The sequence below is a fragment of the Alteromonas sp. S005 genome, from assembly GCF_036864475.1.
Taxonomy (GTDB): domain Bacteria; phylum Pseudomonadota; class Gammaproteobacteria; order Enterobacterales; family Alteromonadaceae; genus Alteromonas.
The window spans coordinates 182789-200754 of the sequence record NZ_JAZETN010000005.1; the positions used below are offsets into that span (position 1 = coordinate 182789).

At 45.3% G+C, this 17966-nt stretch carries 18 protein-coding genes; 5 read left to right on the forward strand and 13 right to left on the reverse strand.

The annotated features are described in order from the left end of the window. Positions 1-46: 46 nt before the first annotated feature. The 4 genes from V7R55_RS08790 to efp form a co-directional block, all read right to left on the reverse strand. Entirely contained in the window at positions 47-676 is a 630-nt protein-coding gene (locus V7R55_RS08790; protein ID WP_202941205.1) for a gamma-glutamylcyclotransferase, read from the reverse strand. 169 nt (positions 677-845) lie between these two features. Further along, complete coding sequence (locus tag V7R55_RS08795; RefSeq protein WP_334059141.1) at positions 846-3284, reverse strand: TonB-dependent receptor; 2439 nt, start codon at positions 3282-3284, stop codon at positions 846-848. A gap of 176 nt (positions 3285-3460) precedes the next feature. After that, positions 3461-4429: an elongation factor P--(R)-beta-lysine ligase gene (gene epmA / locus V7R55_RS08800; RefSeq protein WP_334059142.1), complete on the reverse strand. Its 969-nt coding sequence runs from the start codon at positions 4427-4429 to the stop codon at positions 3461-3463. Positions 4430-4514: 85 nt separating this feature from the next. Beyond that, a complete protein-coding gene (efp, locus tag V7R55_RS08805; RefSeq protein ID WP_014975647.1) occupies positions 4515-5084 on the reverse strand; it encodes an elongation factor P in 570 nt (189 codons plus the stop codon). A 36-nt stretch (positions 5085-5120) separates the two neighbouring features. On the opposite strand from efp, the gene epmB reads away from it, so the two are divergent. Further along, a complete protein-coding gene (epmB, locus tag V7R55_RS08810; protein ID WP_156077876.1) occupies positions 5121-6146 on the forward strand; it encodes an EF-P beta-lysylation protein EpmB in 1026 nt (341 codons plus the stop codon). 1 nt (position 6147) lies between these two features. On the opposite strand, the gene V7R55_RS08815 is transcribed toward epmB, so the two are convergent. After that, positions 6148-6339, reverse strand: coding sequence for a hypothetical protein (locus V7R55_RS08815; RefSeq protein WP_044556911.1), 192 nt, complete (start codon positions 6337-6339; stop codon positions 6148-6150). A gap of 260 nt (positions 6340-6599) precedes the next feature. On the opposite strand from V7R55_RS08815, the gene V7R55_RS08820 reads away from it, so the two are divergent. Further along, positions 6600-6932: a hypothetical protein gene (locus tag V7R55_RS08820; protein WP_083648647.1), complete on the forward strand. Its 333-nt coding sequence runs from the start codon at positions 6600-6602 to the stop codon at positions 6930-6932. Between the two features lie 65 nt (positions 6933-6997). On the opposite strand, the gene V7R55_RS08825 is transcribed toward V7R55_RS08820, so the two are convergent. Continuing rightward, complete coding sequence (locus V7R55_RS08825; protein WP_278343986.1) at positions 6998-8320, reverse strand: hypothetical protein; 1323 nt, start codon at positions 8318-8320, stop codon at positions 6998-7000. Between the two features lie 178 nt (positions 8321-8498). After that, positions 8499-9200 (reverse strand): HAD family hydrolase, encoded by a 702-nt coding sequence (locus V7R55_RS08830; protein WP_039224464.1) that lies wholly within the window; start codon positions 9198-9200, stop codon positions 8499-8501. A gap of 212 nt (positions 9201-9412) precedes the next feature. Here V7R55_RS08830 and V7R55_RS08835 point away from each other — a divergent pair, with 212 nt between their 5' ends. Continuing rightward, positions 9413-10087 carry a hypothetical protein gene (locus tag V7R55_RS08835; RefSeq protein ID WP_278347008.1) on the forward strand — a complete coding sequence of 225 codons (675 nt, stop codon included), beginning with the start codon at positions 9413-9415 and terminating at the stop codon, positions 10085-10087. Between the two features lie 78 nt (positions 10088-10165). Here V7R55_RS08835 and parE read toward each other — a convergent pair whose 3' ends face one another. The 5 genes from parE to nudF all read right to left on the reverse strand — a co-directional run bounded on the left by parE (position 10166) and on the right by nudF (position 14782). After that, positions 10166-12061: a DNA topoisomerase IV subunit B gene (gene parE, locus V7R55_RS08840; RefSeq protein WP_014997265.1), complete on the reverse strand. Its 1896-nt coding sequence runs from the start codon at positions 12059-12061 to the stop codon at positions 10166-10168. Positions 12062-12187: 126 nt separating this feature from the next. After that, entirely contained in the window at positions 12188-12769 is a 582-nt protein-coding gene (locus tag V7R55_RS08845) for a YqiA/YcfP family alpha/beta fold hydrolase (protein ID WP_061439462.1), read from the reverse strand. Between the two features lie 119 nt (positions 12770-12888). Continuing rightward, complete coding sequence (locus tag V7R55_RS08850; RefSeq protein WP_334059143.1) at positions 12889-13722, reverse strand: metallophosphoesterase; 834 nt, start codon at positions 13720-13722, stop codon at positions 12889-12891. Beyond that, positions 13719-14114, reverse strand: a complete 396-nt coding sequence (locus V7R55_RS08855; protein ID WP_334059196.1) for a DUF1249 domain-containing protein — start codon at positions 14112-14114, stop codon at positions 13719-13721. Before V7R55_RS08855 ends, V7R55_RS08850 begins: the two co-directional genes overlap by 4 nt. 41 nt (positions 14115-14155) lie before the next feature. Beyond that, on the reverse strand, positions 14156-14782 hold the full coding sequence (nudF, locus tag V7R55_RS08860) for an ADP-ribose diphosphatase (RefSeq protein ID WP_334059144.1): 627 nt from the start codon (positions 14780-14782) through the stop codon (positions 14156-14158). Between the two features lie 295 nt (positions 14783-15077). Between nudF and tolC the strand changes: the two genes are divergently transcribed. Continuing rightward, positions 15078-16451 (forward strand): outer membrane channel protein TolC, encoded by a 1374-nt coding sequence (gene tolC / locus V7R55_RS08865; RefSeq protein WP_334059145.1) that lies wholly within the window; start codon positions 15078-15080, stop codon positions 16449-16451. A 189-nt stretch (positions 16452-16640) separates the two neighbouring features. Here tolC and V7R55_RS08870 read toward each other — a convergent pair whose 3' ends face one another. After that, positions 16641-16793, reverse strand: a complete 153-nt coding sequence (locus V7R55_RS08870; protein ID WP_167334069.1) for a hypothetical protein — start codon at positions 16791-16793, stop codon at positions 16641-16643. Between the two features lie 186 nt (positions 16794-16979). Between V7R55_RS08870 and V7R55_RS08875 the strand changes: the two genes are divergently transcribed. Further along, positions 16980-17834 (forward strand): ion transporter, encoded by an 855-nt coding sequence (locus tag V7R55_RS08875; protein WP_334059146.1) that lies wholly within the window; start codon positions 16980-16982, stop codon positions 17832-17834. Positions 17835-17966 lie beyond the last annotated feature (132 nt).

Sequence of the window (17966 nt, forward strand, 5' to 3'; positions counted from 1 at the left end):
GCTAGTTTTGTACCTCTGCAGGCTAATATATAGCTAGAAGTAAGACTTAAGGCAAACAATATTCCTTTGATAGAAGCCTGTCTATGTGCTCAAGGTGATCTGGGTTCACCGCTGCCGCGCGAGGGTATTTTGGGTCCGCTCTGTCATTTACTCTTGGGTGCTCCCACAACGATGTATGGACGATAAACCGCTCGGCTTCCTCTGCACCACCGTGCTCTAAGCATCCACTCAAGCATGTATCTACGTACGTTTGATGTACAGGATAGGCGTCATTTGCCTGTGCACAATCGAGTGTTTCGCAAATCCAAAAGGTAAATTGTGCAAGCACATCGTCTAGAGACTCAGACCCCTTGTGTTGATGAAAATTGAGTGCTTTAGCGCTTACTTCGACAAACCGATAGTCTTTTTCTCTCTCCTGTAAGGCAGGGTTAATTTGTGTTGGGATAAGTTGGGCGTTTAATTTGCTATGCGCATTGACCACGGCGCCAACGTAGGTCTGTTTTTCATGAAGACTACGCGTCACCCATGCCCTTTCGAAGCCAAAAACCGTCACAGGGAGCCCTTGTGTAAAAATGTTGGAGTAGCGCTCTCGGCTGTTTTTGCTTAGTAAGCTTCCGTAACCTAACACCATGTGTTTTTCGGTTTGCGTACTTAACCAATTCGCTATTTCATTCATTTTCACCTCTACTTCACAACCGCTCGACGTTTACCATCTTAAGCATGTTTATCTTTGCAGTTTATTCAACTGGAAAAAATCGTACTGACCACTTTCCCCTAGTATAAAAAAAGGCGATGTACTGAGAGCCCCAATACATCGCCTTGTATACCGCAGTGGAGTTGTTTAATTAAAACAACGCTCTCACACCCATAGTAAAGTTTCTACCTGGAAGCGGTGCTTGGTCTTTTAAGAAAGATGTATGAACACGGGCTTCCTCGTCAGTTAGGTTTTCACCGCGCGCAAACACTACCCAGTCAATGCCCTGTGTGCCAAATTCATATTGCACGCTTGCGTTAACCAAGATGTAACCGTCGGTTGCAGTCTCAAATGACGCAACGTCGTTTTGGTCGTCGTACCACGTAAAGCCCACGTCAGCACTTAAACCATCGTTCACGTAGCTTAATTCACTACCAAAGCGCATAGGCGGCGTGCGCGGAAGGTTGTCGTCTTCTATTTCTGCGCGGATATAGTCACCAAATACGGTTAAACGTAGCGTGTCTGATAAATCAACGTAAGTTTCTGCTTCGAAGCCCCAAATGTCAGCGTCAGCTTGTTGGAAGTAATAGATAGGCAAGCCTTCTTCATCGCCGTGTTCATCATGTCCATGTTCTTCGTGCTCGCTTTCTAATCCTTCCTCTTCGTGCTCATCGTGTTCTTCGTGCTCGCTGAGCGCAATTAAGCCTGTGCTTGTTTGGAAGATATAGTCATCTGCCTGATTGTAGAAGAAAGACGCACTATAGCCCCAGCTACCGGTAAACTTACGGAAAGTAATATCTAGGTTGGTACTAACTTCTTCTTTTACGCCTTTAAGTGTTTCTTCGATATGGCCTTCTTCATCCATATCAAATACTAAACCCACTTCGTAGCTTTGGGTTGCTAAATGCTGGCCAGCAGAGAAAAGTTCTTGCTGACTAGGCGCACGCTCACTGCGTGACAACGTAACGGCAACCGAGTGACCTTCCTGGTATTCCCAGTTAGCGCCCGCTGAAAGCGATAGGCTGGTAAAGTCGTAGTCAGGGAAGTTGAAAGCAACAGCATGCTCCTCGCCTTCATGCTCATCATGCAATACGTCAAGTTCCACTTCGCTGGCATCAGCATCTAATGTCGTTCGCTCTAGTCGGCCACCAAGCTCAAAGGTTACATTACCTACTTTCTTTTGTTCTATAAGATAAAGTGCGTAGCTCGATGTAGTATTAGCTGGGGTAAAGGCTTCTTCGCCCACGGCATTGTAATCGCTATGATTAAACTGTAGCCCGAATACGCCGTGCCAGCCGTTCACTTCTTCGTGATAAGCAGACAGGCGAATGTCGCTCGATTCATTTGTGAATACCGTGCCTGGCTCACCGTCTTCAATCTCAGCATGTTCGTAATCGGTGTAAGCTGCGGCAAATTTAAGGTTAGTTATTCCTTCAAAGGGTGAATGCCACTCACCGGCTGCTTGATAACGGGTCATATCTACATCAAGTAACACGCCTTCTTCAGCGTGTTCTTCATGATCATGTTCTTCAAGATCGTGGTCTTCGCCCTCATGCTCTTCCTCACCATGAGCATGGCTATAGCCAGGTACGCCATATTTGTTGTCGAGTTGTTCCACAGCGAAACCGAAGTAGCCTTCTTCGGCCACGTAAGATAAACCTGCAACGACGTTACGCGTCTCCATTGCGCTGCTTTCTAGCACACCGTTTGGTTCATCCTCATCGGGATCGATAGACGCAAAGCCCGGAATATCCGCGTTATCTGTATCGCGATAAAATCCGTCGACATGCCATGCAATATTGCCACTGCCACCCGTTACATCTGCACGGGTATACGAGCCGTTATTCACTGTGCTATAGCTAGTTTCAGCTTCGCCTTCTACGCCGTCTATCTGATACTGAGGAATACGTTTGTCAACCACGTTCACCACACCACCAATAGCGCCACTACCGTATTGAAGCGTTGCAGGACCGCGAAGTACTTCCACCTGCGTTGCACTTGAAAGTGTGGTGGCGACATTGTGATCTGGACTTACTCGAGATACATCAGATACATCCAAACCGTTTTGAACAATCTTTACGCGCGGGCCATCGTTACCGCGAATAACTGGGCTGCTTGAAACTGGGCCAAAATAAGTGCTGTGCACACCAGGCGCGTTTTTGAGGGTTTCGCCTAAAGTTGGCGCTTCTATCTTACGTAATTTTTCCGCACCAATTACGGTAACTGGCGTAACAGATTCCAGTACTGATGATTGAAGCGCATTGGCGGTAACTACGATATTTTCGACGGATGCAGGCTTTAAAACGAAGTCTACATTTTGATCCGTATTTACGTCGCCTAAGTCGTTATCACCATGAATGTAGTTTGAAGAATAAACATGTAAATGAATATGTGGCTGCTTTACATCATCAAATCGATAAATACCATTTGCATCGGTGTATGCTACACGGCGACTGCCTTCGATTTTTACTTCAGCCCCTGCAACAGGTTGGCCTGCCGTGTCGGTGACTTTTCCCGTTACTGTGGTGGCATACACAGGCGCACTTAACAGCCCCGCTATGGACAAACTTAGCAGCGAACGCATTTTCATGGGTATTCCTCTGGGGATGTTATAACATTATATAGTGATGTTATAACATTTTATCCATTACCCATTGCTTGTCAACCGCTACTTTACTCACTTAATCTTATGTTTTTGCAATTTAATCGGACGCCCTACTGAAACCCAGGGTTTAAGAAATTCATAGCTTATTGGGCACGAAGGTACTAAGCCCTACTCACTGTGAAATTGATCACTTCTTGAATATGCTTCGCATTGATTTTAAGCATTAACAGCCTGTCGATGCCCAGCGCCACACCGGCACAGGCAGGCAAACCTGCATCAAGTGCACTTAAGAAGTTCTCATCAATAGGCTTAGTGGGAAGGCCATGTTCTTCGCGCTTTCTGTTATCCGTTTCAAAACGCAGTCGCTGCTCTTGTGCTGCACTGAGCTCATTAAACCCATTGGCGAGTTCAGCGCCTTGGTAATACACCTCAAATCGCTCGGCAACGCGTTCGTCATCAGAGCTTAGCTTTGCAAGCGCTGCTTGAGAAGCAGGAAAGTCGTAAATAAAACACGGCTTTTCGATGCCTATTTTGGGCTCGATAGCATAGCTGAATAATAGCTGTAGTTTGCTGTCATAACTGAGGCTTTGCGGCGCGTGAATATCTATGTTCTGCTCTTTCATTGCCTTTAGTAACATGTCGTCATCAGCAGTTAATGGGTCAATGTTCAAATAGGTTTGAAAAGCTTGCTGATAAGTCATCTTGTCGGCTGGAGCTGTCGCCAGTGTTTCTTGCAATAAAGCGTCGACCTCTTCCATTAATGCAAAATGATCAAAGCCCAAGCGGTACCACTCTAGCATGGTAAACTCAGGGTTGTGCCAGCGGCCTTCCCCTTCATGGCGAAACGCTTTACACACTTGATAAATACTACCGCTGTCAGCGCATAGTAACCGCTTCATGGCATATTCAGGTGACGTTTGAAGATACAGCTTAGCGGGTCTCCCCGACGAGACAAAATTGAATTGTGTATCGAACGCGTCTAAATGCTCATCGGTAACCGTACCGTTTGAAAGTAAAGGCGTATCTACCTCTAGAACGTTTCGTGCGTAAAAAAACTCACGTATTGTTCTGAGTAATTCTGCTCGCGCAACACGCGCTTCATGAGTGGTAGTAGGCTGCCAAGATTGCATGTGTCCAAACCTAAGAAGAATAGCTAAAACAAAAAACCGGTACACAAAGGCACCGGCTTTACACGTAAACAGAATGTCTCAGATACTATTTTTGTGCGCGAGACACGTATTCGCCAGAGCGCGTATCTACACGGATAACTTCGCCGGTTTGAACGAATAGAGGAACGCGAACAACTGCACCAGTGCTCAGCGTTGCTGGCTTACCGCCTGTACCCGCTGTATCACCTTTAAGACCAGGATCAGTTTCAGTGATCTCTAGCTCAACAAAGTTTGGTGGCGTAACCGTGATAGGTGAACCGTTCCACAATGTAATGGTACAAACGTCGTTCTCTACCAACCACTTTTTATTCTCACCCACTGCTTTTTCGTCTGCAGCGATTTGTTCGAATGTATCGTTGTTCATAAAGTGGTAGAATTCGCCGTCGGTGTACAAGTAGGCAAGCTCCGTATCCATTACGTCAGCGCCTTCTACTGATTCACCTGAGCGGAAAGTTTTCTCTAAAACTTTACCTGAAATAAGCTTGCGGATTTTTACGCGGTTAAACGCTTGGCCCTTACCCGGCTTTACGTATTCGTTTTCTAGAATGTTGCAAGGTTCGCCGTCCAGCATGATTTTCAGGCCGCCTTTGAACTCGTTAGTGCTGTAATTAGCCATAATTCCTCTGTCTAAACATAAGGTACAAAAAGTTTCGTGGAACAAATAATACCTAAAAAACCGATTTCTGTAGAGCATAACTGGCAAAAAGAATTAGCAAGTAGCTTTACCGATCCTGCAAAGCTGTTGCAACACTTAGGTTTAGACCAAGAAAAATACGCCCAACATATTAAAGCGCGCCGATTTTTTCCTATGCGTGTTCCACGACATTTTGTGGAACTGATGGAGAAAGGCAATCCACACGACCCGCTTTTTTTACAAGTTATGCCGCTCAGCGACGAATTTCTAACATCACCAGGCTATAGCGAAGATCCGTTAGACGAGCACGATACAGCAGGCAAAGGCATATTGCACAAATACGATTCTCGCGTGTTGCTGATGGTTCGCACCGGCTGTGCGGTAAACTGCCGGTACTGTTTTCGCCGCCATTTTCCTTACGCCGATAATGCGGTAAGCAAACACCAATGGCTTGATGTGCTTGATTACCTTCGTAATAACAGCCAAATAAATGAGGTGATTTTCTCAGGCGGCGACCCACTGATGGCAAAAGACGATCATCTGTCGTGGCTAGCCAACGAAATTGCCGCTATTGCCCACATAAAACGCCTGCGTATTCATAGCCGTCTGCCGGTAGTGCTACCAGAACGAATTAGCCATGACTTTGTTGAATGGTTTAGCGCATTGCCGCTTCAAAAAGTATTAGTGCTGCATGCAAACCACGCCAATGAGATGTCAGAAACGTTGAAAGTGCGTTTAAATATATTGCGAGAAAAAGGCGTCACCTTGCTCAATCAATCGGTATTGCTAAAAGGAATAAATGACTCTGCCGATGCAATTAGTGATTTAAGCGAAACGCTGTTTGAAGCCGGAGTGTTACCCTATTATTTGCACGTTTTAGATAAAGTACAGGGTGCGAGCCACTTTTATGTGAGTGACGATAAAGGCCGAGCAATTATGGAAGAAGCGATAAAGCGCCTGCCGGGCTTTTTGGTGCCAAAACTGGTGAGAGAAATTGGCGGTCAACCCGGCAAAACGCCTATCGACTTAAAGTTGCATCCCTAACTTACGCGAAGGTATCGACGTTGGCGCCTAACGCGGGGTTTGAAGATGACGATTTTGGTACGTCAGAAGCTGATTCCAGCAACTGAAGCGACGCTTGTCCCTCTTGCTCTTGTTGGCTTTTAGCCAACTTAAGAGAGGCCAACTCAAGTGACGCACCGGACGTTCCAGAGGCACTAGTACCTTGTAGATCCATACCATTTTCCTTTGTTGCTTGTAGCAAAGTAAAAAAATGGGCAGAATTGCCCACCTTTACGGCGTGTTGTGCATTACGTAACCAACAAGCTTCGTAATTTACAACAGTCTTTAGGTTATCGGCCTTGAAAGACGAAACTTTAATCATTATTTACCGAGTGGCATTTATTGTGGCAACAATGATAGCCACGGGATTTATACGTAAACATAAAGTGTGCGGGTAATGCGTACACTTAACACTCAGAAACAAAAGGCGCGATCATGCAACAAAGCCAAGAGATGCAAGCTGTTCATCAACAACTTCAGGAAACCATTCAAACGTTACACCGCAAAGCTGTTGATGCTGACCAGATATTAGATAATTTACAGCGCGATCAAAAAGGTAAGTTTGCAGCAGTGTTTGCTGATGACAGCGGGTTTACCACATCAGCCAAACGATTCGGTCCGTATGTACAAGAAATTGCCAGCGACTGGCAAGCGCTAAAAGAACTGGATGACGATGCGGCTAAACAAGCTCTGGCGCCACTGGTTAAAAAGATAGAATTAGCGTTGGTGACCATTGCGCAATTTCAGCAATCTCTATCTAAAAGCTAGTTCGTACTAAATTTAATAACGAAAAGCCCGCTTTATTTGCGGGCTTTTTTGAACTAGCTTCTCACTTACGGCGCACTCTCACGCCTTACTGCTTCTTTTTGATAAAGCGGCAGTAAGCGAATTCGGCCTTTAATTTCCTCGACTTCTTTTAAGTACGCTTCACTGTCTACCCGTTGATATTGTTCGGTAAACGCTTGCTTACTTAAGCCTTCAGGCAGCCCATCGATAGGCGGGATGATTTCAAGCTCACTTTGAATGCGCGCAATCGCGTTTTGCACTTCCATTGCAGTATTTGGATGGGTCGCAACTTTTGCAAACTCAGTACCCGACATATCAGCTGCCAGGTCGACAAAACTATAGCCAGAGCCACCATTACCGCGGTCCATGAGTTCTTTAAACTCGCCAATTGCTAGGGACATGCCTTGTTCCGCCAACAATTCCAATGCAGCAGAAATAATAAAGTGACGAGCCAAATCGTTGCGCTTGTGCAGCACAGCACCTCTGCGAGGCTTTAACGCTTTTTCGGAATCTGGCTGTATGTCGCCCACCAGAGTCCCAACACGATGATGCCCAACGTAAACCGCTAAAGCGAGGATTACCGCATTATTATGCAGTACTGCATCTTGAGGGGTTTGGCTTTGCTCTCTCGCCCGCGCCATCCCTTCGCGCAAGTATTCAATAAGGGATACCGGTTTATTTGATAAGGCTATTTCTCTACCAGACAAATACCGTAAATAGTACGCAGATAACTGCTGAAGCTCGGTTTGTTCGCTTACCGACATATTAGAAGCCACCACGTTTAACTCGCTTAGCAGCTCATCTAAACGCCCAACATCAAGGGTAAGTTCACCGCTTCTCATGGTCACACGTTCAACCCGCGATAACGCAATGGTGGCTATTTCTGATTGCGTATAAGAGTTCACCGTACGCTCTAAAAACCCAAGTAAAAAACGACCCGGAATGGTTAAGTCGCCAACTTGGACTTGCTCTATACGCAAGCTATCTCCAGGCAGTACTAGTGCTGACGCATTTACATAATACCCCGTATTGTTGATAGCGTAAGTGACGTTAATGGTTCCCGCCAACGGCGTGATATTCACTACGCCCTTAAAGTCAGGTAATGCACGCTGTAACACACCCACTAAGCTTTCGACTTGGGTTTCGGTGAGCGTAACTTGATGGCCTTCTTCTCGGCGAGAAAACGCCTGTTGCAGCTGACCGAGGAGTTCATTAACGCTATCAGCACCATCTAGCTGTGTGGGCGCTGTCGATGCGACTAATGGCGTTTTTTGCACAGCCAAAACCGTAATCGTAGCAACGCTTACTACAAGCAGAACAACAATGATGGCAAGAGTAATCAAAAGCCATTTTACGCTACGCAAAATCATGAGAAATCAGCTGTACCTGTCATAACAATGAATAAAAAATAAGTTAGCGCCTCTGGCGTTCTTTGCTGTAAAACAGAGAAAGTTACGCCCTAACGTGCTGGTTATACTACGTTATCTATTTTCGCGCCACCAGTGACAAGTGGCACGACAAGTCGGCAATTAACCTCCACCGCATTCGCTAAAAAACGAGTTCGCAGTCCACCCAGTCTTTCAAGCTTGTATACCGCACTGTGGCACCAGACAAGTTATGATGTTTCGACAAATCCGTGGGTATCACAACGCAGGCTAGGTTTGCAGCAAGTGCCGCTGTCATGCCGGTTTGCGTGTCTTCAATTGCCACACATTCACCGGGTATTTTTCCTAGCTTGTCCATTGCAAGCGCGTAACAATCAGGTGCTGGTTTGCTGTTTTCGACATCTTCCACGGCAACCACGCAAGAAATATAAGCACTTAAACCATACTGAGATAAGGTTTTTTCCACCGACTTTTTACTTCCCCCAGTCACAATGCCAATGGTGTAACCTTTGTTTGCACAATGTTCAATGGTTTCTTTAGCAAACGGCATTAAGGGAAAAGCTTGCTTATCTAAGTAGTCGCTAATGCTTTTGTGTTTTTGCTCTGCTAGCACCTGCGGCGCTACATCAATATTAAAATGTTCGACGAGATCGACAGCATTTTGCTTTACTGGAATACCCGCCATCACTTCACAATAAAAATCCTCGCTTAATTCAACATCGTACCCCAGCAAAATGTCTTTCCACAGGTCAAAATGTACGGATTCTGAGTCAATAAGGGTACCGTCGTGATCAAATAACAGCGTTGTGGTTTTGTCGCTTACCGCTAGCTGGCGGGTTGATGAAGAAACTGAGTGCAATGCCAAAATAAACCTCCTTGCTAGTTCAATACCGGTTTTGAAAACATATTGGGTGTCATCGATACCGAAAAAACGATAACACCTTTAGCCCCTGCTGCAGTGCTTTGTTAATAGTGATTGTTTGCATGCCATATGTCAGAACATGCCAGAACAGTGCCAGTCCTGTGATACACTGGGGCATTCACGAGCTAGAACATTTTCAACGTGGAGCAAATTGGGTGCTTTACCACATTTTAGGCTTTGCCAGTGCCGCGCTGTTTTTACTGACATGGTTAGGATTATGGTCACAAATTAAGGCCATGACGCGCTTTCACGTGCCCGTTTCTAGCGAAAGTGACGATGCTAACCACAGTCTGTCACTTAACCAGTTTGGCTCTAGCTATTTCGCGTTCTTCTCTATCTTCCTTTTCGGTATTTCAGTCGAGCCATTCAACCATTATTTGGTGTGGACACGATTTGGCGCGCTCATACTTACGCTCATTATCATTTGGAAAATATGGCAGCACAGGCGTACTAAAATTTCAGGTTACGTTGCCGCTGTTGCCCTGCTAGCTCTCATTGGCGGCACACTTTCCATTGCTTTTCGCCCTTTCCCAACGCTTGCACAGCTTGGCGCAAATACCTTAATGCTGGTCGTTACCGTTATCTTATTTCAAGGTTCACTGCACCAGTGGTTTGTACTGCAGCGCAGACAAAAAGTGGGGTCGCTGTCATTTGCGCTGTTTCGCAATATATTGATAAAAGACGTTAGCACTTTATTGTTTGGCCTAACAATGCCATTAAGCCAAAGCTGGCCGCTACTTATCTTAAATGGTACGAGCGTAATTATGCGCGGAAGTATTTTGTTGCAGATGCACAAACTAAAACGCCGAGAACTTCCCGTGTCAGGGTAGTTTCTCGGCGTTTCAACATTAAACTATTAAGCAGAGTGTTCTGCACACGCTTCTGTGCACAAACATTAAAGTGGCGTGTTACAGTACCACTTCAGCCATATTACCTTTACTTTCGAGCCATATTTTACGGTCGCCAGAACGCTTCTTAGCAAGCAGCATGTCCATCAGCTCCATCATTTCTTCAGCGTCTTCAATGGTCAGCTGAACAAGTCGACGGGTATTCGGATCCATGGTTGTTTCGCGAAGCTGTAGCGGGTTCATTTCACCCAAGCCTTTAAAGCGCTGTACGTTGACTTTACCGCGTTTTTTCTCCGCTTCAATTCGGTCAAGGATGCCCTGCTTCTCGCCTTCATCTAGCGCGTAGTACACTTCTTTGCCTACATCTATTCTAAATAGCGGCGGCATAGCAACATACACATGGCCTTGCTCTACCAAGGTTCTGAAGTGACGAACAAAGAGCGCACATAATAAGGTAGCAATGTGTAGCCCATCAGAGTCAGCATCGGCAAGAATACAAATTTTACCGTAGCGTAAACCAGACAGGTCGGTTGAATCTGGGTCGATACCCAGCGCAACTGAAATATCGTGAATTTCCTGTGATGCCAGCACTTGAGAAGAGTCGACTTCCCAGCTATTCAGGATTTTACCGCGCAGCGGCATAATTGCCTGAAACTCTCGGTCTCGCGCTTGCTTGGCCGAGCCACCCGCCGAGTCCCCCTCTACTAAAAACAGTTCAGAGTACGAAATATCTTGTGATGAGCAGTCGGTCAGTTTGCCTGGTAGTGCCGGCCCTTGAGTGACCTTTTTACGCGCAACCTTTTTGGTTTGACGAAGGCGGCGCTGTGCATTGTTGATACACATTTCAGCAAGCGCTTCAGCAATTTCAGTGTGTTGGTTTAACCAAAGGCTGAATGCGTCTTTCACTACACCTGATACAAACGCACTGGCCTGACGTGAAGACAGGCGCTCTTTAGTCTGCCCGGCAAACTGTGGGTCCTGCATCTTAGTCGACAGGATATAAGCACAGCGGTCCCAAATATCATCAGGCGATAACTTAACGCCACGGGGCATTAAGTTTCTAAATTCGCAGAATTCGCGCATTGACTCCAGTAAGCCTTGGCGCAACCCATTGACGTGTGTACCGCCTTGCGCTGTAGGAATAAGGTTAACGTAGCTTTCCGTTACCAAATCTCCACCTTCAGGCAACCACATTACAGCCCAATCGGCGGCTTCTGTATTGCCGCTGAATGTACCCACAAACGGCGTGTCAGACGGTAAGGTTTCAAACTCTTCTACCGCTTGGTAGAGGTAGTCTTTAAGGCCATCTTCGTAATACCACTCTTGGCTTTCTTTGGTAATCTTGTTGTCGAAACGAATGCGCAGACCCGGGCTTAACACCGCTTTAGCGCGCAAGTTGTGCACAAGTCGGCTGGCTGAGAATTTTGCCGAGTCGAAATATTGCGGGTCAGGCCAGAAGTGAACACGGGTTCCTGTATTGCGTTTACCGCAGGTATCGATAACCTGTAAGTCTTCGACTTTGTCGCCGTTTTCAAAGGCAATTTGGTATACGTTACTGTCTCGTCGAATAGTCACTTCTACGCGGGTTGAAAGCGCGTTAACTACCGAGATCCCTACCCCGTGAAGACCACCAGAAAAGGCATAGTTTTTGTTTGAAAACTTACCACCTGCGTGAAGTTTACATAGAATAAGCTCTACGCCTGATATTCCCTCTTCAGGGTGAATATCTACCGGCATACCACGACCATCGTCGATAACTTCTAACGATTGGTCTTCATGCAAAATAACTTTGATATTAGAGGCATGCCCAGCAAGCGCTTCATCCACACTGTTATCGATGACTTCCTGACCCAAGTGATTTGGGCGGGTAGTGTCGGTATACATACCAGGGCGGCGTTTTACGGGGTCAAGGCCGTTTAACACCTCGATAGCATCTGAATTGTATTGATTTGACATAGTTATGGTTGTTATTTAAGCCAGCGACAAAGAAAGAGATACGCAGCACTAAGGTTAGCTATATAGTATAGCGCCGCACAGCAATATGTTTGATGTTAGCAGGGCTAGTAAAGACTGGCAATGCGCTTATTTCAGCAAAAACTCGGCAATAGCAGGCAAGTGATTTTCGTAGCCTACAAAGCTGTGATCGCCACCCTCTTCAATAACCAGGTGACTTTGCGCGTACTTTTCTTCAGCCAAACGGTAATCCAACGTTTCATCTTCTGTCTGAAGCAACACTTTGTAACTGTTTGGTTCTTTGATTGACGCTGCCTCTAACGCTTGAATTACCCCTATATCGCTTTCAACTATTTCAAACTTTTCCTTGCTGTAAGGATTTTCATGAGTGCCGATTAAGCCTTGCAACAGCTCGTAGGGGCGAACTGCAGGGTTAATTAACACCGCTTTGCCTCCAAATTTTTCAAGCAAAAACGTAGAGAGATAGCCCCCCATTGAACTACCTATAAGCTTCAGCCCGTTTTCAAGCAGAGCTGGAGTGTTCTCAATAAGTGAAATTAGCTGGCCTTCTACTTTACTGGGGAAATTAGACAGCTCTGGAATATGTAGGGTAACGTTTGCGTGATGCTGCTCAAAATACGCTTTTGTGGCTTGCGCCTTAATGGATTTCGGCGAACTTAAAAAGCCGTGAAGATATAAAATGTGCTGCATGTTTTTCTCTATTCTGTGTTCTCTGTTTCTATATTTAATATGGACTCGATGAGAGTTCAAAACTGTTCTTAACGCCAAATACTTCCAAAACAGCCACGCTTAAGCAAAGAGCGCGAAAGCTAAACCCGAACAACCTTAACGCCCACCGAGCCACCATCCATTAAGCTCATCACCTGATACCCTGGCGCTTCATTGCTAACACCGAATTCGGGACGCATTTCCCATTGCCAACAGGTAGATGGGCTTGCGTAAGAAAGCGTTTTGTTCACTCCTATTTGCTGGCGCAATGGCGAATGCACATGGCCGTGAATGACAGCTTTCACTTGTGGATGTTCGTCTATTAACGCGGCTATCTGTTGCCCGTTAGCTAACGAGTGCTTATCCATCCAACTGTTTGAAGGCAATATGTGGTGATGAAGTGCAACGAGATGATTGGCCTGTGGTGACCTAATTAGCGCTTGTTCTAGCGCCTGTATATCGCTTTCTTTTACTTCCCCGGCTGCCGTTTGCTTATTGGTTATAGCGCGGGTATCCAGGCCGTGTATTTGCCAATTGGGAAAGCTTATCGGGTCATTGCTCTTTAAATGACGGCTGCTAAGATATTTTTCAAAGTACGGATTATTATCGTGGTTACCCGCCAGCACAAACCATTCTATATTTGCTGGCTCAATATATTGCTCCATCAATGCGATAAAATGCTCGTAGCTCTCAGGTGAATTATCGCCACTAATATCCCCAGTCACTAGCACAAGTACTTGGTGCTTTGCTCTCTGTTCTGGCTCGCTGGCAGCTCTTTGAGCAACGTGATTTTTAATATAAGCGCTATCAACAACATATTCTCGAACGCTACTGAGCACGCGTGCTAGCGATTTATAGGGCGCTATACCCGCATATCCCGTTTTATTTTTATCTTTCAGTAAGTGGCAATCACTGAGTTGTATTAGTGTAATCACGCTTCAGAGGTAAAATTTAAGGAGTGTTGCAAACAGAAGTTTAGCCACTCAGCTAAAAAGATGTTCACCATATGCTTTTCGTTGCGCTGGCGCATCTTTAAGTTCGGATACTCGTAAGAGGGTTCGAGCGCTCCCGTATTTTGGCTATTGATAACCTCCGCCATGCGAGCGTCGTGATATAGGCGCACCGTCATACTAGGCGTTAAGTAAGACGGCATGTCTTTAGTGGTTTGCTTAATACTTAATGTACTGGTGTAGCGAGCAGACTCCACAATGCGTATTTCATAAGACAGGCCCACTCCTACCGAAAATTCATAGCTCAAATCTTCCGTATCGCAATCAGGCAAAATTCTTAGAACATGGGAGTAGTTCAGTTCGCAAAGCGCCTGCATGGAAGGAAGATGAGGTACATATTTTCGTTGGTTGCGTTGAGTCACGATGTCTGCCACTGCTCCAGAAGTTGTGTTTTGTGCATAAAGAACCATTGTAGCGCAATTACCGCTGCGGCGTTGTCAATATGGCCATTTTCCAACCATTCAAGGGCGGTGTTTTCTTCTATTCGGTGTACTTTAATGTCTTCAGACTCGCTTTCTAGGCCGTGAATGCCCTGCGCTTGGCTAGCATCAGTCTTTGCTATAAAAATGTGTAATCTTTCGGTCGTGCCGCCCGGGCTCGATAAATAACTCAGCGCTTTGGTTAATTTATCTAGGGTAATACCTGCCTCTTCCATCGACTCTCTATGACATACAGACTCCGGTGTTTCTCCTTTGTCGATCATGCCCGCGATAATTTCTATTAACCAAGGGCTTGAAGATGTGGCTAATGCCCCAATTCTTACTTGCTCGATTAGCACAAACTCTTGAAGAACTGGATCGTAAGGCAAAACGCCTACTGCATGACCGCGTTCAAATATTTCTCGCGTGACGGTATCACTCCACTCTCCATTAAAACACTTGTGCTTAAATTGATACTGATTCATGGTAAAGAAACCACGATACACTGGCTTAATGTCAGTGATTTCGACGTCATTTGAGGTAAATGAAAGGAATTCCTTGCTCATTTGCTGACACTTATGGTTCAAATAGATTTATCATACATAGTACATTTACACACCAACCATGTATATGCGTTAAAAATGCATAACGGGGTGTGAGCGAATAACAGAAAATCATATTACAAGTCGTCTATTACTATAATAATTGCGTGGGTAGATCACATATTCTGTTACAGTTAATCAAATACTGTTACGAGTTTGGACTTTCGGTTTGTGGTTGAATTTTCATACACTTGGTTTTATTAAGTCGTCCCTTAGAGCGAATGACGACGCAACTTGAACACAACAGGAAGACGTAAGCATGAAACGAACACTTCTGTCGCTGGTTATCGGAGTTTCGATGACAACGGGTGCGCTGGCCGATGACCTTATGCAGGTATATCAACAAGCACTGGCGAACGACCCATTGGTAAACCAAGCGAAAGCGCAACGTGATGCAGCGTTTGAAGGGATTAGTATTAGCCGCGCAAACCTTCTACCACAGATATCTGGCTCGGTAGGCTATACAACTTCTACAGCTGAACGTGCACAAACGTTAGGTGCTAATGCTGATGACCTTCAAATTGTGGTATTTGAAACAGACGTAGACACTATCGATTATGGTTTGCAGGTACAAATGTCACTTTACGACCACGCAAACTGGCTAGGGCTGGATCGCGCTGAAAAAGTGGCCGAGCAAAGCGACGCCCAGCTTGCCGCTAGCATGCAAGACGTTATTGTGCGTACGGTTACTGCTTATTTTGACGTACTACGTGCACGTGACAATGTTGAATTTGTGGGCGCTGAAAAACGTGCCATTGAGCGCCAGTTAGAACAAACTCGCCAGCGTTTTGAAGTGGGTTTAACGGCTATTACTGACGTACACGAAGCTCAGGCCAATTACGACAGCACGGTGGCGCAGGAAATCCAAGCAAAGAACCAGCTTGAATTTGCTCTTGAAGCGCTTCGCGTAATTACAGGTAAATATCACGATCGTTTGTTTGGGCTAAACACAGAGAATTTTGCCGCAACTATGCCTGTGCCAGCGGCTGTCGATGAGTGGCTAGAAACTGCGCAGGATAAAAACTTAGCACTTCTGGTTGACAGACTTGCTATGGATATCGCGAAAGAAGATATTTCAATTGCGCGCTCGGGTCACTTACCTACCCTTGGTTTAACAGCTAACGCATCGCGAAGCAAAGACGATATTTCAAACCCGTTCTTACAGTTTGAAACACCTTATCTTGATAGTCAGTCAGTTGCGGTTCAATTGAATGTGCCTATCTATCAAGGCTCTCGCGTTTCATCGCAAACCGACCAAGCTAAGTTTAACTATGTTGCAGCAAGCCAAGCAGCTGAACAGACTTATCGTCAAACTGTGCAGTCTATTCGCAGCTCGTTTAACAATGTAAAAGCGTCAATCTCAACGATTCGTGCTTTAGAGCAGTCAGTGGTCTCAGCAGACAGCGCCCTTAAAGCAACAGAAGCAGGTTTTGATGTAGGTACACGTACCATTGTTGACGTGCTAGACAGCACACGTAACCTGTTCGATGCACGTCGTAACCTTGCGGGCGCACGCTATGACTTTATTCAGTCAGTGGTTACGCTTAAGCAAGCGGCTGGAACCCTTACCGGGGAAGACGTAGCCATGATTAACCGCGGTCTTAAACCTGTAGAAAAGAGTAGCAACGAATAGGATGTGATATAGCGCAAGACCAGCGCTTAAACACCACATAGGAAGGGTGGCCACTGGCTGCCCTTTTTTGTACCTAATACCAATTCGCGCAGATAATTGCCCACTCAGAAGGCCCTGGCAAGTTTCCTAGTGAAGCGTGTAAATGCCAGAAATGGTATGATAAATCTTTGTTAGCATTGAAGTGAATGACTATTTGGCGCAAGAGAATTTTTGCAAAACGCTCAGCAATTGCCGGTATTCATCACATAAGGCTTCTGCATTTTGTTTAGTCATTACAAAACTAGATAAACGCGCTGAAACAGCACGTAATTTTTCTTGCAACAGCCGTAACTCATCATCCATGATTATGCCCTTTAAATTTTTCTATCTTTGATGATGCTATATATGCAGGACAAAAGGCTTTAAAACCACCTTTTCGCCCCTACATTGTGGCACATAATATGTGCAAACAACGACTTTAGTATAACGCCAAGTTGGTCTACGACAAGCCTCTTGGCCTATTGTTTTTTTCTTGAGTGATAAATAAAAATGCAAGCCTCTGAACTACAAAATAAATTTGAGCGCATAAGAGCAAATAAATGGTTTGAAGCCTTTGTTATCAGCGTTATCGTTATTTCAGCGCTCCTTGTCGGTGCTAAGACCTATGAGCTTCCTGCTGGAATGTCGTCTGTTACTTTGTTTCTAGACTGGTTCATCAGCGCGTTTTTCTTAACTGAGATTACCATTCGATTTTTAGCGGAAAAGAAAAAGCGTTATTTTTTCAAGAGCTTCTGGAACTGGTTCGACACACTCATTGTAATAATCAGCCTAATTCCGGCAGACGATACCGAGCTTGCTCTCATAGCCCGTTTGGTTAGGGTATTCCGTGTACTTCGTATGATTTCAATCATTCCGGAGCTAAGAATATTACTTGTGTCGTTAGTTAAAGCTTTACCCCAGCTAGGCTACGTCATGCTGCTAATGTTTATTATCTTTTATATCTATGCCGCGGTGGGCAGTACACTATTTGAAACTATTAATCCTGTACTGTGGGGCGATATTACTATCTCTATGCTGACACTCTTTAGGATCATGACCTTTGAAGATTGGACCGATGTGATGTACGAAACCCAAGAGGTGTACTCACTAAGCTGGATTTTCTACTTAACCTTTATCTTCTTTACCGCATTCGCCTTCCTTAATATGGTTATTGGCATTGTGGTAAACGTGATGGAAAGAGAAAACGAAAAAGCAAGGGCAGAAAAAGAAGCCGCTTTACTTGAAGAGCAAATTGCACAGGGTCACGTAGAGCCTACGTTGCATGATATTTTAAAAGAGCTGCGCGAACTTAGGGCTCAAGTTGCAGCTCAAGGCAACAAAGAATACGTGAATAAAGCTGACTAACAAGCTTGGCAGAAACTTTTTTGCCAAAGCCTTTATAGTGGATGCCGTGTTTTAATACCAATCCGCATTTCTCGCGCTCTGGGCATTCACACGGAAAAAGTTGAATGCGTAGACAAACCGAAGGCCACAATA

Coding starts and splice junctions, on each gene's coding strand:
- V7R55_RS08790 (WP_202941205.1), bottom strand. CDS start 676: ATGAATGAAATAGCGAATTGGTTAAGTACGCAAACCGAAAAACACATG.
- V7R55_RS08795 (WP_334059141.1), bottom strand. CDS start 3,284: ATGAAAATGCGTTCGCTGCTAAGTTTGTCCATAGCGGGGCTGTTAAGT.
- epmA (WP_334059142.1), bottom strand. CDS start 4,429: ATGCAATCTTGGCAGCCTACTACCACTCATGAAGCGCGTGTTGCGCGA.
- efp (WP_014975647.1), bottom strand. CDS start 5,084: ATGGCTAATTACAGCACTAACGAGTTCAAAGGCGGCCTGAAAATCATG.
- V7R55_RS08815 (WP_044556911.1), bottom strand. CDS start 6,339: ATGGATCTACAAGGTACTAGTGCCTCTGGAACGTCCGGTGCGTCACTT.
- V7R55_RS08820 (WP_083648647.1), top strand. CDS start 6,600: ATGCAACAAAGCCAAGAGATGCAAGCTGTTCATCAACAACTTCAGGAA.
- V7R55_RS08825 (WP_278343986.1), bottom strand. CDS start 8,320: ATGATTTTGCGTAGCGTAAAATGGCTTTTGATTACTCTTGCCATCATT.
- parE (WP_014997265.1), bottom strand. CDS start 12,061: ATGTCAAATCAATACAATTCAGATGCTATCGAGGTGTTAAACGGCCTT.
- V7R55_RS08845 (WP_061439462.1), bottom strand. CDS start 12,769: ATGCAGCACATTTTATATCTTCACGGCTTTTTAAGTTCGCCGAAATCC.
- V7R55_RS08855 (WP_334059196.1), bottom strand. CDS start 14,114: ATGCAGGCGCTTTGCGAACTGAACTACTCCCATGTTCTAAGAATTTTG.
- nudF (WP_334059144.1), bottom strand. CDS start 14,782: ATGAGCAAGGAATTCCTTTCATTTACCTCAAATGACGTCGAAATCACT.
- tolC (WP_334059145.1), top strand. CDS start 15,078: ATGAAACGAACACTTCTGTCGCTGGTTATCGGAGTTTCGATGACAACG.
- V7R55_RS08870 (WP_167334069.1), bottom strand. CDS start 16,793: ATGGATGATGAGTTACGGCTGTTGCAAGAAAAATTACGTGCTGTTTCA.
- V7R55_RS08875 (WP_334059146.1), top strand. CDS start 16,980: ATGCAAGCCTCTGAACTACAAAATAAATTTGAGCGCATAAGAGCAAAT.